The organism is Sphingobium sp. CECT 9361, from assembly GCF_918741285.1.
GTDB lineage: Bacteria > Pseudomonadota > Alphaproteobacteria > Sphingomonadales > Sphingomonadaceae > Sphingobium.
In genome coordinates this window covers 501,730-515,841 of the sequence record NZ_CAKKNC010000001.1, presented here as the reverse complement: position 1 = coordinate 515,841, position 14,112 = coordinate 501,730, and the positions used below count along the sequence as shown (strand labels likewise).

Here is a 14,112-nt window from a genome sequence, read left to right as displayed (position 1 = left end):
CAGTGACCCATGGGTGGAGAGCGTTGGGCTCTCCCTTGCCGTTCATATATCGAACGGGGCGGGGGACGTCCCCCGGATCATGCCGTCGCGCCGAATTGCCCGGCGACATGTGTCAGAATCGGAAACGGCCCCGATTGGGGCCGTCCCTTCGTTTCGGCTTACTTACGCAGGCCGAGCTTTCCGATCAGGTCGGTATACCGCGCCTGATCCTTCTTCTTCAGATAATCCAGCAGGCTGCGACGCTTATTAACCAGCATCAGCAGGCCACGACGGCTGTGATTGTCCTTGTGGTGCGACTTGAAATGCTCGGTCAGGTTCGTGATCCGCTCGGTCAGGATCGAAACCTGGACTTCGGGAGAACCCGTATCGCCTTCAGCGCGGGCATATTCCTTGATGAGCACTTCCTTGCGCTCTGCCGTGATCGTCATGTATTCTCTTCCTTCGACATCAGGTTAAAACCGCGAACCACCTTGATCTCCAGTCCTGTTTCCAAGGCCAGCGCCTCAACCAATGCGACCGGGATTTCTCCCAGTATCGCCAGATGGAGGCCGGTGGTTGCAGCTACCCCGGTCAGCGTTCGGCCCACTTGAAGGGCAGCGGCCTGATCGGGACTGACAGCCAGAGCCGGGATGTCGTCCAGCCCCGCTGTCAACGGCAGCATAAGCTGCGCGATGGTGCGCGCATTAGCAGCATCGGACAATTTGTCCAGCGAAATCGCGGTGTCGCGGGTGAACGGGCCTGCCTTCGTTCGCCGCAGCATGGTAACATGGCCGACCGTGCCCAGTGCCAGCGCAATGTCCCGCGCGAGGGAGCGGATGTAGGTGCCTTTGGAGACATGCGCAGTGAGAGTGATGTCATGCACCGCGCTTTCCTCGGTGTGTTTGCGCGGAGGCGCGGAGACGCGGAGAGAATGTACGGTGACGTGACGGGTCGCCAGAATGACTTCGGCCCCCGCTCTGGCGAGATCATAAGCGCGTTCGCCATCGACTTTCAGCGCGGAGTAGGCGGGCGGCACTTGATCTATCGGGCCGGTGAACTGGGGTAGCACGGCTTCGATCTGCGCCAACGTCGGATGCACGTCGCTTTGCGCAACCGATACGCCTTCCATATCCAGCGTGTCGGTCTGCACACCGAAACCGATGGTGAAGACATAGATCTTGTCGCTGTCGAGCATCCGCCCGGCCAGCTTGGTCGCTTCGCCAATGGCTATAGGCAGCACACCTTCGGCCAGAGGATCCAGCGTCCCGCCGTGTCCGACCTTCGTCTTGGGTTCTCCGGCTGTTCGCAGTGCGCGTTTGACGGCGGACACTGCCTGGGTCGATCCCATGCCGCGCGGCTTGTCGAGAATGATCCACCCGTGCAGCATCAGCGCGGCCATTCGTCATGAAGTATGGAAAACACCACCGTATCGCGGACGAAGCCCGTCCACGTTACCCGCTGCCGCCGCAACACCCCTTCGCGCACGGCGCCCAGCTTTTCCACGGCACGAAGCGAGCGCGCATTTCGTGCGTCGACGCGAAACTCTATCCGCTGAAAGCCGCTGTCGAAGGCGCGGGCGATCAGCAGGGGTTTCAGTCGCCCATTCAATCCGGAGCCACGGACAGCGGGCATCATATAGGTGCCGCCGATCTCCAGGACGCGGCTTACCAGATCGATATTGAGAAAGCCCGATATGCCGACGAGTGTGCCATCCTCATGGATGGCGAAGGGCCGTCGATCGGGATTACCGACGATCCCATCGAACGTGGTATCGAATTGCTCGCCCGAAAGCCGGACCGGATAGATTTCCCATACCGGATCGTCTGGCGGACAGATCGCCCGCAGCGCTTCGCGATGCTCCGCACCAAGCTGCACCAGATGCAGGTTTTCGTAGTCGATAGGTGCGATCAGGCGGTCGAGGCTGGCGGAACATGTCATAGCAACGGCCTTAGCGGCGCGATGCGTCGCTGTCAGCCTTCGCGGAGCCGCGCCATGAAATGCCGTCGACATAGCGCGATGTAGCTGTCGTTGCCGCCAATCTGCGTTTGCGCGCCGTCACGCACCGCGCGGCCAGCGCTATCGACGCGCAGATTCATCGTGGCCTTGCGTCCGCAATCGCACACGGCCTTGATCTCCGAAAGCGAGTCCGCGAGCCCAAGCAGATGCGCGCTGCCTTCGAACAAGGCACCGCGAAAATCGGTGCGCAGGCCGTAACAGAGCACAGGAATGTCGCTTTCATCGCATATCCGGGCAAGTTGCAGCACCTGGGCGGCGGTCAGGAATTGCGCTTCGTCGATCAGCACGCAAGCTATCGGCGCATTTCCATGTTGCGCGAGGATGGCGGTGCGCAGATCGGTATCCGGATCGAACACATGCGCCTTCGCCTCCAGCCCGATACGCGAGGTGATATGTCCGGCGTCATAGCGGTCGTCTATCGCGGCGGTCCACAGCATCGTCGCCATGCCCCGCTCGCGATAATTAAAGCTCGATTGGAGCAGGGTCGTCGATTTCCCTGCGTTCATCGAGGAATAATAGAAATAGAGTTTGGCCATCGACGGAGAGTGTCAGTCTTCTTCGTCGTCGCTCGCCAGATCCTGCGCGACTTTCGGCGCACGGAGCAGTTTGTCGATGTGGCTGCCTTCGTCGAAGCTGTCGTCGGCGAGGAATTTGAGCTTCGCGGCGTATTTGAGGCCCATGCGGCTGGCGACTTCGCGTTGCAGATAGGCAGTGTTGGTGCGCAGCGCCTTCAGCACAGCCTCCTCATCCTTGCCCAGCAAGGGTTTGATGAACGCCGTGGCATGGCGCAGGTCAGGCGACATGCGCACTTCAGTGACACTGACGACATGCTTCGCCAGCACTGCATCATGCACGTCGCCGCGCATTAGCACTTCGGAGAGAATGTGGCGCACCTGTTCCCCCACGCGCAATACGCGGACGGACGGGCCTTCGGATGGAGTCACAGCCATAAGCAATCCTCGTCACCCCAGCGACGGCTGGGGTCTGCGGCGACAGGCACGATCAAGCGGCACGAAACCCCAGCTTTCGCTGGGGTGACGCACCACTTGTTTTACTACAGCGTCCGTGCGCGTTCCTCGACTTCGAAGGTTTCGAGGTAATCGCCTGCCTTGATGTCGGTGAAGTTCTGCGTGAACGTCACACCGCATTCCAGACCGGCACGCACTTCCGAAACATCATCCTTGAAGCGACGCAGCGATGCGATTTCGCCCTGATAGGTGATGACATCGTCGCGCGTGATACGCGCCTTGAGCGCCTTGCGGATGACACCGTCGACCACGAGCAGACCGGCTGCCTTGCCGTGCTTGCCTGCGGAGAAGACGTCGCGGATTTCCGCACGACCGACGACCGTTTCGATGCGTTCCGGCGCAAGCTGCCCGGCCATTTCGTTCTTCACTTCCTCGATGAGGTCGTAAATCACGTCATAGTAGCGCAGCGACACCTTGTCCCGCACGGCCAGCGCGCGCGCCTTCGCATTGGGACGCACGTTGAAGCCGATAAGTGGCGCACCCGATGCGGCGGCAAGCGTGACATCGCTTTCGGTGATCGCACCCACACCGCTTTGCAGCACGCGGACCTTGATCTCCTCGGTCGAGGCACGGTTGAGCGCGCTGACGATCGCTTCGACGGAACCCTGCACGTCGCCCTTCACCACCACCGGATATTCGATGACGGTTGTGTTGAGCGCAGAGAACATATGTTCAAAGCTGGTCGGTGCCGACGTCGTCCGCTTGCGCGTCTTCTGTTCGGCGCGATAGGCCGCGACTTCGCGAGCACGGGCTTCGTTTTCGACGACCGAAAGCTGATCGCCAGCCATCGGCACACCGGAAAGGCCCAGCACTTCGACAGGTGTCGAAGGACCGGCTTCCTTCACATTCTGGCCCTTGTCGTTGACCATGGCGCGCACCTTGCCGCTCTCCGCACCGACGACGAAAGTGTCGCCGACCCTGAGCGTACCCTTGCGCACCAGCACGGTTGCGACCGGACCGCGACCCTTGTCGAGCTTGGCTTCGATCACATTGCCTTCTGCGGCACGATCCGGGTTTGCGCCCAGTTCGAGGATTTCGGCCTGCAACAGGATCTTTTCGACCAGTTCGTCGAGGCCAGTCTTCTTGAGCGCAGAGACGAGTACGTCCTGCACATCGCCGCCCATATCTTCGACGACAATGTCCTCGCTCAGCAGGCGCTCACGGACCTTCTGCGGATTGGCTTCGGGCTTGTCGACCTTGTTGATCGCAACGATCATCGGCACGCCAGCGGCCTTGGTATGATTGATCGCTTCGACCGTCTGCGGCATCAGGCCGTCGTCGGCGGCCACCACCAGGATGACGATGTCCGTGACGTTGGCACCGCGAGCACGCATTTCGCTGAACGCTTCATGGCCCGGCGTATCGAGGAAGGTGATGATATCGCCGCCCTTGGTCTTCACCTGATAGGCGCCGATATGCTGCGTGATCCCGCCGCTTTCGCCAGCGACCACGTCGGTCCCGCGCAACGCGTCGAGCAGCGAGGTCTTGCCGTGATCGACATGGCCCATGATGGTGACGACCGGCGCGCGGACTTTCAACGTTTCGGGCGCATCCTGATCGCCTTCGATACCGATTTCGACGTCCGATTCCGACACGCGCTGAATGCGATGGCCGAATTCTTCCACCAGCAGTTCGGCGGTATCCTGATCGATCACTTCATTGATCGTGACGGGCGTGCCCATCTTGAACAATGCCTTCACCAGATCCGCGCCCTTTTCGGCCATGCGGTTGGCGAGTTCCTGAATCGTGATGCTTTCCGGCACGACCACATCGCGCGTCTGCTTCTCGCGTGGCTGCTGACGGCCACCGCCATGCGTACGGCGTTCCTTTTCACGGGCGCGCTTCAGCGCGGCAAGGCTGCGCGCACGGGCGCTGTCGTCATCGGCCAGTGCCTTGGTTACGGTCAGCTTGCCCGATTGGCGACGATCGTCGACGCCACGCTTCGCCTTGTCGGGCTTGACGGGTTCGGGGCGCTTGATCGGCGAAACCGGCGTGAAACGACGCGGCGGCGGCACGACAGCGGCGGTTTCTGCAGGCGTCGCAGCTTCAGCAGCAGGCTTTGCAGGGGCCGCTTCGCTTGGCGCAGCAGGTGCAGGAGCCGCAGCTTCAGGAGCCGCAGGCACTTCAGCAGGCGGAGAAACAGCGGGTGCTTCTTCCTTGACTTCAGGCGGATTGGCGAGCTGTTCGGCCCGACGTTTTTCTTCTTCGATCGCAGCCTGACGCGCAGCCTCTTCACGACGACGCGCATCTTCCTGCGCCTGCATGCGGGCTTCTTCGGCTTCACGCAGCAGCTTGGCCTGCAATTCCTGACGCGACATCAGGCTATTGCCGGGGTTCTGACGCGGCGGCGGGGGCGGCGCAACCGGAGCGGGCGCAGGCCGGGGTGCCTGCGCAACCGGTGCAGGTGCGACTTCGGGTTCCGGCGCGGCTACAGGCGCTTCACCGGGTTTGCCAATAAGGCGGCGCCGCTTCACTTCGACCACGACCGTATTCTTGCGGCCGTGGCTGAAGCTCTGCTGCACCTGGCCGGACTCGACCGTGCGCTTGATACCAAGCGGCTTGCGGCCCAAAGTCGGCTTGTCTTCCTTGCTGTCACTCATTGACTAAACTTAACCCTTCACTTGCGTCATCTGGGCGCGCGAACCATCCGGTTCGCAGGCCAATTCCTCATTCTGATCGGCCGGAACGCCCAAAGCGGCGGCGACTCCATCCTCTTTGGACGGTGCCACGCGCGAAGGCGCCGCATTAGCGCATCCGAGATAGCTTTGCCAGCGGCCAAGGGCGGTGCCCAAACGGGCAGCGGCTTTCTTGTCGGTTACGGCGATATGGACGACGTTCTCACGCCCCATTGCTTTAGATAAGGCGTCGCGGCCCACAGGCAAGACAAGGCCTGCCATTTCAGTACCTTCCGCATCCTGCCCGACGCGCAGCGCCTGATCCAGTTTGCGGCTACCATCGGGGCGCGCATCGGCAGCGTGGAACAGTTGCACGACATTGCCACGCCGGCAGGCATCTTCGATCTTTGCCGATCCGGTGAGCAGCATGGACGCTTTCGCCTCGAGCCCCAACCGGTCGAGCAGCGCATCGCGCAGTGCAGCGTCGATCCGTTCGGCCAAGTCTTCGGGAATGGCGATATCGCTGGTCTTGAAGGCGCGGATCAGCGCACCTTTCAGCTTGCTGTTCGCCAGCGCCTTTTCCAGCACCGGACGGGGCACACCGATCCATGCGCCGCGACCGGGCGCCTTGGCGCGCGGATCGACGGCGACCTGACCGTCCGGCCCAAGCGCAAGGCGCACGAAACCATCGGGATCGGCACGTTCGCCCGACAGGATGCAACGGCGTTCGGTCATAAAACCCCTCCCATGTGGGAGGGGAAGCTATGCTCTAGCGTGTCATTGGGGAGTTTCCGCAACAGCGTCCTCCCCAGAATCGGCGGCTTCGTCTTCGAACCAGTGGGCGCGGGCGGCCATGATGATTTCATTGCCCTGCTCTTCGTTCAGACCAAATTCGGCCAGAACGCCACCCTTGTCCTCGACGCTTTCCTTGCCGCGACGGCGCGTGTCGACGCGCTTCTTGGCAATGAGTTCGTCAGTGGCGAGGTCGGCCAGATCGTCGAGCGTCTTGATCCCTGCCTTACCCAGCGTGACGAGCATCGCTTCGGTCAGATGCGGGATTTCGGCCAGCGCGTCCTCGACGCCCATGCCACGACGTTCTTCGCGTGCACCCGCTTCGCGACGCTCCAGCGCTTCAGCGGCACGGCTTTGCAGTTCCGCGGCCAGATCGTCGTCGAAGCCTTCGATGCTCGCCAGTTCGTCGATGGAAATATACGCAACTTCTTCCAGTTCGCCGAAGCCTTCGGCCACCAGAAGCTGCGAGAGCGTTTCATCGACGTCCAGTTCGCTCTGGAACAGTTCGGAGCGCTGGACGAATTCCTTCTGGCGCTTCTCGCTGGCGTCCGCTTCGGTCATGATGTCGATGGCCGAACCGGTAAGCTGGCTGGCGAGACGGACATTCTGGCCGCGACGACCGATGGCCAGCGACAACTGATCGTCGGGAACGACGACTTCGATGCGGCTTTCATCTTCGTCGATGACCACGCGGCTGACGGTAGCAGGCTGCAATGCGTTGACGACGAAGGTGGCCGTGTCTTCCGACCAGGGAATGATGTCGATCTTTTCGCCCTGCATTTCCTGCACGACGGCCTGCACGCGGCTGCCCTTCATACCGACGCACGCACCGACCGGATCGATGCCCGAATCGCGGCTGATAACGCCGATCTTTGCACGGCTGCCCGGATCGCGCGCTGCTGCCTTGATCTCGATAATGCCGTCGTAAATTTCGGGAACTTCCTGCGCGAACAGCTTCTTCATGAAGTCGGGGTGCGCGCGGCTCAGGAAAATCTGCGGTCCGCGATTTTCGCGACGGACGTTGAGGATGATCGAACGGATGCGGTCGCCGGTGCGAACCACTTCACGCGGGATCTGCTGATCGCGGCGGATGACGCCTTCGGCGCGACCCAGGTTCACGACGACATGGCCGAACTCGACCGACTTCACGACGCCAGTGATGATTTCGCCGACGCGATCCTTGAACTCTTCATGCTGGCGCTCGCGCTCTGCGTCGCGGACCTTCTGGAAGATGACCTGCTTGGCGGACTGCGCATCGATGCGGCCCAGATCGATCGGAGGCAGCGGATCGACGATGAAGTCGCCCACAGCGGCATCGGCCTTCAGCTTTTGCCCAGCCTTCAGATCGACTTGCTTGAAATAATCCTCGACCACTTCGACCACTTCGACCACGCGCCACAAACGCAGATCGCCGGTATCGGGGTCCAGCTTTGCGCGGATGTCGTTTTCAGCGCCATAACGTGCGCGGGCGGCACGCTGAATCGCGTCCTCCATCGCTTCGATCACGATCGCCTTGTCGATCATCTTTTCCGATGCCACAGAATTGGCAATGGCGATCAACTCGGCCCTGTTGGCGGAAATGGCGTTGGCCATGTCGGGACTTATCCTTCCGTTTCGATTTCGTCCGCTCCGTCCGAGGACAGCGGCATTGTAGCAGAAATGAGTGCGTCGGTCAGCACCAGCTTTGCGCTGGTGATATTGGCAAAGGAAACCTCGACCCGACCGACCTTTGCGTCGATCAGATGGATCGTTTCACCCTCATGCCCTTTAAGAATACCCTTGAGCGTCTTGCGACCCTCAACGGGTTCCTCGACAGTGATGCGGGTTTCGTGTCCCTTCCAGTCGTCGAAGTCATGCAGGCGCGTGAGCGGACGGTCGATACCTGGCGAGCTGACTTCCAGACGATAGGCGTCCTCGATAGGATCAGTCTCGTCGAGCAGATCGGACAAGCGGCGGGAGATGGCGGCGCAATCCTCGATCACCAACTGGCGCGTTTCGCGCCGCTCGGCCATGATCTGCAAGGTGCGCTCATCGCCTGCGCCGAACAGCTTTACGCGCACGAGGTCGAAGCCCAGGGCTTTTACCTCCGGCTCGATCAACTGGGTAAGGGCAGCGATATCCGCCATTAAAACTCCACATGAAACACATAAGCGCTTGTCGCCGCCGACCCCGTGGGAGCCGACCCTTGCATGTCTGACGATGTAAGGAAGCAACGGCGATATAGGCAGAACACCAGCGCAAGGCAACCTTATTTGCATGCAGGCATTTGCGTAGTATCCAATGTGTCCGAACACGCCCCCAGGAGAGGATCTTTTCATGCGCCATTCGCCGCTCGCCATCGCCCTGCCTCTTGCGCTGCTGGCCTGCACCGGCGGAGAGCCTGCCAATGGTCAGGCAGCCGTCAGCACCGAAAAGCCCTTCGACGTTGCCACTATTGCCGATTTCGATGCGCCCTGGGCGATGACGTTCCTGCCCGATGGCAGGATGCTGATTACCGAAAAAACCGGCAGCCTGCTGCTGTTCGATCCCAAGAACGGAACGAAGATTCCGGTGTCGGGGATTCCCTCCGTCGACAGCGCCGATCAGGGCGGATTGATGGACGTCGTACTGCACCCGCAATTTGCAACCAATAAGCAGGTCTATGTCAGCTTTTCGGAAAAAGGCGCTGGCGGCAAAGGCGTTGCGCTGATCACCGGGACTTTCGCGCAAGCCAGCGATGGCGCGGCCACGCTATCCAATGTGAAGACCATTTTCCGCGCGACTCCCTATGTCGATGGCGGCGGACATTATTCTGGCCGCATCGCATTTTCGCCGGATGGCAAATATCTGTTCTTCACCAATGGCGAGCGGCAGAAATTCGATCCGGCACAGGATCCCAAGGCGACATTGGGCAAGGTGCTACGCCTCAATCTCGACGGCACACCGGCCGCAGACAATCCGCTCGCAGCTAAGGGCTTCAATCCCGCCATATGGTCCTATGGCCACCGTAACCTGCTGGGCATCGCCTTCGACGATAAGGGGCAGCTTTGGGAACAGGAAATGGGTCCGATGGGCGGCGACGAGATCAACCTGATCAAACCGGGCCTCAATTATGGATGGCCCAAGGCGTCGAACGGCACCCATTATGATGGCCGCGACATTCCCGACCACAAGGCGGGCGACGGCTTCGAAGCGCCCGCCGCAAGCTGGAACCCGTCCATTTCTCCCGCGGGGCTCATCTTTTACACCGGCAATCTCTTCCCCGCGTGGAAAGGCTCGCTGTTCGTCGGCGGCCTGTCCAGCCAGGCGCTGATACGTCTCAAGGTGGATGGCTCGAAAGCGACCAAAGCCGATCAGTGGGACATGGGCGCGCGCATTCGCGAGGTCGAACAGGGGCCGGACGGTGCGTTGTGGGTGCTGGAAGACGGCGCTGATGGGTCGCAGGGACGTTTGCTGAAACTGACGCCCAAGAAATAAGGAAGCCGTCAGCGGCAGGCGCGCCAGCCCATTGCTCCCCGCTCCGCTTGATCGAGGTGGAGATGGTCGGCATGGGCAGCGTTATAGTCGGGTGACAGCACCGTCGAAAACAGGTCGCATGCTCCGTCACGGACATCGCGCAGGAATTGCGCGTCTTTGCCTTCGCCCGACCAATCCTTGAGTATCCGGATCTGCCGACCGTCGCTCAGGACGAAACCGGCGATATCGATGGCATCGGCTGTCGCATGCTCGCTGAAATCGCCGCTGGATCGCCCATACATGCGCCGGCAACTGAAACTGCCGAGGTGATTGATGCGCACGACCTTCAAGCCGAATGCTTTCTGGGCGGCGGGTTGTACCACATGCCATTCCCACAGTTTGAGCGCGGCGACGACCGGACAGGATGGCGCAACGGACGCGGGTGCAAGGCTGGCGGCACCTTTGCGGGCTTGCAAGCGCACGCCGTCGCTATGCACGCACTGCCCGCTGCCCTTCGCGCCCACTGCAACAACACCGATCCCCGCGCGATCCAGCAGATCCCGGCATTGCTGCGGGTCCTGCGTCAAACCGGCGAGCTTTCTCCCGGTGAACGCGCCAATCGGCTGGGCCAGGTCGAGCGGCGTCCACGGCATGTCCTGCGGGCGTCCCTTCAAGACCGCAAAAGCGACAAGCGCCAGCCCGGCGGCAATCAGCAGCCAGATCAGCCTGCGCGTCCAGCGATAGACCGTTCGCGCCGTCATCCCCGCGAAGCGGTGTCGACCCGCTCTTCGCATACCGGATAGCCCAGATGATTCGGGATGCAGAGGAACCGACCCTGAGGTCGATCCTCGATCCACGGCACGACCTTTTCTACCGGAGTGGCCTGTGCATGGCTTTCGAGATCGGTAATCGAATCGAATTGGGCAAGGCGTTCGAGATTACGGCGTGTCGGAAAGATGATACGGCCACCCCCCGCTTCGCACCGGGCCAATGTGTCTCTCGCGGATGCCCAGAACAGATCGACATGTTCGGTATTGTCCACGGTGGGTTCCGGGCCATCCCAATCATATCTGGCGAGAAAAAATCGCGTGTCGAATACGTGCCGAAGCTTTTCAGCCGGATTGGGATGCCAGCGGGAAAAGGGCGTCAACATGCCGATTTTCAACAACAGGTCATGGGACCGGATCAGTTCGGAGAACAGCATGCCCGACGCCAACGCGGTGCGCATTTCCGCCAGAAGGCCGGGATCGCGGACATTCAGGCCCGGCGCAATGCCGCTTTCCTCCAAAGTCTCGCGGATCGCCCCGATCCGTGCCGCTGCCTCGTCAACCGGCAATCCATCGGCGAATGTCTCGGCCAGTCGGTAGTCGTCTTCATCCAGAGCGCCGCCCGGAAAGACAAGCGCGCCAGCAGCGAAAGCCATCGTCGCTGCGCGCTGTACCATCAGTATCTCGGGCGCCATGGCCGGACCGTCGCGAAGCACGATCAATGTGGCGGCGGGCCTTGAAGTCGCAGATGCGGCGGGCTCAATCATGCAGCGGACTTAAAGGAGACCCGGCGGAATTGCCATGCCGGTGTTGGGCTGCGCAAGGTGTTCAGGCTTACCGCTCCCGCGTGGCGCTGAATTTCACGTCGGGATGGCGCTCCTGCTGGTAACCGACGTCCCACGCGCTTTTGGCCATGAAAACATTGTTGCCGTCACGGTCGGTGGCGAGGTTGGAGCGGTTGAATTCGACGAAGCCTTTCACCGCAGCGTCGCTGCCGGAAATCCAGCGCGCGGTATCGAAGGGCGAAGGTTCGAGGACGGCCTCGACCTTATACTCTGCTTCCAGCCGCGAGATGAGCACTTCAAGCTGAAGCTGGCCGACGACGCCGACGATCCACTGGCTGCCAAATTCAGGATAGAACACCTGAATCACGCCTTCTTCGGACAAGTCGTCCAGCGCCTTGCGCAATTGCTTGGTCTTCGTCGGGTCTTTAAGCTGCACGCGGCGCAGGATTTCCGGCGCGAAGTTGGGCAGGCCGGTAAAGCGTACATCGGCCTTCTCGCTCAGCGTATCGCCGACGCGCAACGTACCGTGATTGGGGATGCCGATGATGTCGCCGGGATAAGCTTCATCAGCCAGCTCGCGGTCCTGCGCGAAAAACAAGATCGGCGAATGGACCGCAATCGGTTTGCCGCTGCCCGAAGGCGTCAGCTTCATACCGCGGCGGAATTTGCCGGAACAGAGCCGCATGAAGGCGATGCGGTCGCGATGTTGCGGGTCCATATTGGCCTGCACCTTGAAGATAAAACCCGTCACGTCCGGTCGCTCCGGCTCCACCGCTTCCGGTTCGGCGGGCTGCGGGCGCGGCGGCGGGGCATAGGCGCTCAGCGCATCGATCAATTCGGTTACGCCGAATTTCTTGAGCGCCGACCCGAAATAGACCGGGGTGAGATCGCCATGCCGGTACGCCGCCAGATCGAAGGCGCTGTAGCCGCCCTGCGCCAGTTCCGCTTCCTCGCGCAGCCGTGCCAAAGCGCGAGGCGAGAGGAAATCGGCGAGCCGGGGATCGTCCAGTCCGGTGAACTGATGCCGCTCGCCTTCGAACTCCTTGCTGGGACCGGTCGGCTGCATAAGTCGATGCGTGGCAAAGTCGTAAACGCCCTCGAACTCGCCGCCCATGCCTGCGGGCCAGCTCATAGGCACGACGTCGAGCGCCAGTGCGTCGGCCACTTCGTCGATAATCTCGAAGGTGTCGCGCCCTTCGCGGTCCACCTTGTTGACGAAGGTGATGATGGGGACGTTCCGCATCCGGCACACTTCGAACAGTTTACGGGTCTGCGGCTCAATACCCTTGGCGGCGTCGATGACCATGACGGCGGAGTCCACGGCGGTCAGCGTGCGATAGGTGTCTTCGGAGAAATCCTCATGCCCCGGCGTGTCGAGCAGGTTGAAGGTGATCGTCTCGCCATCGCGCGTCCGCTCGAACGTCATGACCGAGGAGGTGACGGAAATGCCGCGCTGCTGCTCGATCTTCATCCAGTCCGACCGCGCGCGCCGGTTCGCCCCGCGCGCTTTGACTTCGCCCGCCAGATGGATGGCGCCGCCTTCCAGCAGCAGCTTTTCCGTGAGTGTGGTTTTGCCGGCGTCAGGGTGGGAAATGATCGCGAAGGTGCGGCGGGAAGGGATGGTCATCGGTTTTTTCTCTTCGTCATCCCTGTATTCGCAGGGATCCCGCTATTCTGGCGGGGTGCAAGGTCAAGCGGGACCCCTGCCTTCGCAGGGGTGACGAGGCAAGGCTAATTCTCGACGAGCGTCACGTCCATCCGAAACGCACGCGTATCGCCGGGAGCCAAGCGGATCATCCCCGGCTTGTCCCACACATCACCGGTGAAGCCGACCGGATCGGCCATTCCCGCCCAGGGTTCGACACACAGATAATGCGCGCCGGGAACTTGCCACAGGCCGAGCCAGGGTGTGTCGGGAAAATCGATCTTGAGATGCGGTGTGCCGGGAGCACCCCAGGTCAGGCTGCGGCTTTCCAGATGGTCCCAGATCAAAGCGTCGCCCCGAAACATGTCGTGCGTCGGGACCAGCACCTTGCCGTCGACCGGGGAGGCTACGCTTTCCAGCGCAATCAGACCCTTTTCGTGGCCAACCTTGCGGACAGGCGCGGGTTCGGGCTTTTCGAAAATAACCCGATGCGCGTTTACGTCTGCTCCGTAAGGCAGCGGCCAAGCGAAAGCAGGATGATAGCCGAAGCTGAACGGCATGTCGGTGTCGCCACAATTGCCAACGGTCGCGGTCATCGCCAGCGTCGCGCCGGTGAGTGCGAAGGCCATGTCGAGGCGGAAGTCGAAGGGGTAATTTTCGCGCGTGGCGTCGTCCGCTTCCAGTCGGAAGAGCGCGGATGTACCGTCGCTTTCGACCGGTGCAAAGTCGCGTTTGCGGGCGAAGCCATGCTGCGGCAGCGTGTATTCCGCGCCGTTCACGCGGTAGCGATCTTCCCGCAGCCGCCCAACGAAAGGGAAAAGCAAAGGCGCGTGGCCGGTCCAGAAGGCCGGATCGGCATCGGTCATCAGTTCGCGACCGTCCGCGTCGCGGAGCGACCAGAGTTCTGCGCCCAACGAGTTAACGGTAGCGGAGAGGGTGTCGGAATGCAGTTCGATCATAAGCCTAATCCCGTCACCCCAGCGATAGCCGGGGTCGCGTGCCTCTTGGTCGTGCGCCATTGCCTGAGACCCCAGCTTTCGCTGGGGTGAC

The 14,112-nt window shown here is 61.5% G+C and carries 14 protein-coding genes; 1 reads left to right on the top strand and 13 read right to left on the bottom strand.

Annotated features, from left to right (window positions below):
* Window positions 1-158: 158 nt before the first annotated feature.
* The 9 genes from rpsO to rimP all read right to left on the bottom strand — a co-directional run bounded on the left by rpsO (window position 159) and on the right by rimP (window position 8,556).
* A complete protein-coding gene (rpsO, locus tag LQ220_RS02330; RefSeq protein ID WP_230186659.1) occupies window positions 159-428 on the bottom strand; it encodes a 30S ribosomal protein S15 in 270 nt (89 codons plus the stop codon).
* Entirely contained in the window at window positions 425-1,363 is a 939-nt protein-coding gene (gene truB / locus LQ220_RS02325) for a tRNA pseudouridine(55) synthase TruB (RefSeq protein ID WP_230187237.1), read from the bottom strand. The genes rpsO and truB overlap by 4 nt, the downstream gene beginning before the upstream one ends.
* A gap of 2 nt (window positions 1,364-1,365) precedes the next feature.
* Window positions 1,366-1,917, bottom strand: a complete 552-nt coding sequence (locus LQ220_RS02320) for a GNAT family protein (RefSeq protein WP_230186658.1) — start codon at window positions 1,915-1,917, stop codon at window positions 1,366-1,368.
* Between the two features lie 32 nt (window positions 1,918-1,949).
* The gene (locus tag LQ220_RS02315; RefSeq protein ID WP_230186657.1) at window positions 1,950-2,531 is read right to left on the bottom strand and encodes a thymidine kinase; all 582 of its coding nucleotides are present in this window, start codon (window positions 2,529-2,531) and stop codon (window positions 1,950-1,952) included.
* Between the two features lie 12 nt (window positions 2,532-2,543).
* Entirely contained in the window at window positions 2,544-2,945 is a 402-nt protein-coding gene (gene rbfA / locus LQ220_RS02310) for a 30S ribosome-binding factor RbfA (RefSeq protein WP_230186656.1), read from the bottom strand.
* A 104-nt stretch (window positions 2,946-3,049) separates the two neighbouring features.
* Complete coding sequence (infB, locus tag LQ220_RS02305; RefSeq protein WP_230186655.1) at window positions 3,050-5,623, bottom strand: translation initiation factor IF-2; 2,574 nt, start codon at window positions 5,621-5,623, stop codon at window positions 3,050-3,052.
* A gap of 9 nt (window positions 5,624-5,632) precedes the next feature.
* Entirely contained in the window at window positions 5,633-6,373 is a 741-nt protein-coding gene (locus tag LQ220_RS02300; RefSeq protein WP_230186654.1) for a DUF448 domain-containing protein, read from the bottom strand.
* Between the two features lie 42 nt (window positions 6,374-6,415).
* A complete protein-coding gene (gene nusA / locus LQ220_RS02295; RefSeq protein WP_230186653.1) occupies window positions 6,416-8,023 on the bottom strand; it encodes a transcription termination factor NusA in 1,608 nt (535 codons plus the stop codon).
* Window positions 8,024-8,031: 8 nt separating this feature from the next.
* Entirely contained in the window at window positions 8,032-8,556 is a 525-nt protein-coding gene (rimP, locus tag LQ220_RS02290) for a ribosome maturation protein RimP (RefSeq protein ID WP_230186652.1), read from the bottom strand.
* A gap of 190 nt (window positions 8,557-8,746) precedes the next feature.
* On the opposite strand from rimP, the gene LQ220_RS02285 reads away from it, so the two are divergent.
* The gene (locus LQ220_RS02285) at window positions 8,747-9,886 is read left to right on the top strand and encodes a PQQ-dependent sugar dehydrogenase (protein ID WP_230186651.1); all 1,140 of its coding nucleotides are present in this window, start codon (window positions 8,747-8,749) and stop codon (window positions 9,884-9,886) included.
* Window positions 9,887-9,894: 8 nt separating this feature from the next.
* On the opposite strand, the gene LQ220_RS02280 is transcribed toward LQ220_RS02285, so the two are convergent.
* The 4 genes from LQ220_RS02280 to LQ220_RS02265 form a co-directional block, all read right to left on the bottom strand.
* Window positions 9,895-10,626: an extensin family protein gene (locus tag LQ220_RS02280; protein WP_230186650.1), complete on the bottom strand. Its 732-nt coding sequence runs from the start codon at window positions 10,624-10,626 to the stop codon at window positions 9,895-9,897.
* Window positions 10,623-11,399, bottom strand: a complete 777-nt coding sequence (locus tag LQ220_RS02275) for an NUDIX domain-containing protein (protein ID WP_230186649.1) — start codon at window positions 11,397-11,399, stop codon at window positions 10,623-10,625. The genes LQ220_RS02280 and LQ220_RS02275 overlap by 4 nt, the downstream gene beginning before the upstream one ends.
* Before the next feature lie 67 nt (window positions 11,400-11,466).
* Entirely contained in the window at window positions 11,467-13,044 is a 1,578-nt protein-coding gene (locus tag LQ220_RS02270) for a peptide chain release factor 3 (protein ID WP_230186648.1), read from the bottom strand.
* A gap of 104 nt (window positions 13,045-13,148) precedes the next feature.
* Window positions 13,149-14,021, bottom strand: a complete 873-nt coding sequence (locus LQ220_RS02265; protein WP_230187236.1) for an aldose 1-epimerase family protein — start codon at window positions 14,019-14,021, stop codon at window positions 13,149-13,151.
* Window positions 14,022-14,112: the final 91 nt, after the last annotated feature.

Coding starts and splice junctions, on each gene's coding strand:
- nusA (WP_230186653.1), bottom strand. CDS start 8,023: ATGGCCAACGCCATTTCCGCCAACAGGGCCGAGTTGATCGCCATTGCC.
- rbfA (WP_230186656.1), bottom strand. CDS start 2,945: ATGGCTGTGACTCCATCCGAAGGCCCGTCCGTCCGCGTATTGCGCGTG.
- LQ220_RS02300 (WP_230186654.1), bottom strand. CDS start 6,373: ATGACCGAACGCCGTTGCATCCTGTCGGGCGAACGTGCCGATCCCGAT.
- LQ220_RS02320 (WP_230186658.1), bottom strand. CDS start 1,917: ATGACATGTTCCGCCAGCCTCGACCGCCTGATCGCACCTATCGACTAC.
- rimP (WP_230186652.1), bottom strand. CDS start 8,556: ATGGCGGATATCGCTGCCCTTACCCAGTTGATCGAGCCGGAGGTAAAA.
- LQ220_RS02315 (WP_230186657.1), bottom strand. CDS start 2,531: ATGGCCAAACTCTATTTCTATTATTCCTCGATGAACGCAGGGAAATCG.
- LQ220_RS02275 (WP_230186649.1), bottom strand. CDS start 11,399: ATGATTGAGCCCGCCGCATCTGCGACTTCAAGGCCCGCCGCCACATTG.
- LQ220_RS02270 (WP_230186648.1), bottom strand. CDS start 13,044: ATGACCATCCCTTCCCGCCGCACCTTCGCGATCATTTCCCACCCTGAC.
- LQ220_RS02280 (WP_230186650.1), bottom strand. CDS start 10,626: ATGACGGCGCGAACGGTCTATCGCTGGACGCGCAGGCTGATCTGGCTG.
- LQ220_RS02265 (WP_230187236.1), bottom strand. CDS start 14,021: ATGATCGAACTGCATTCCGACACCCTCTCCGCTACCGTTAACTCGTTG.
- infB (WP_230186655.1), bottom strand. CDS start 5,623: ATGAGTGACAGCAAGGAAGACAAGCCGACTTTGGGCCGCAAGCCGCTT.
- LQ220_RS02285 (WP_230186651.1), top strand. CDS start 8,747: ATGCGCCATTCGCCGCTCGCCATCGCCCTGCCTCTTGCGCTGCTGGCC.
- rpsO (WP_230186659.1), bottom strand. CDS start 428: ATGACGATCACGGCAGAGCGCAAGGAAGTGCTCATCAAGGAATATGCC.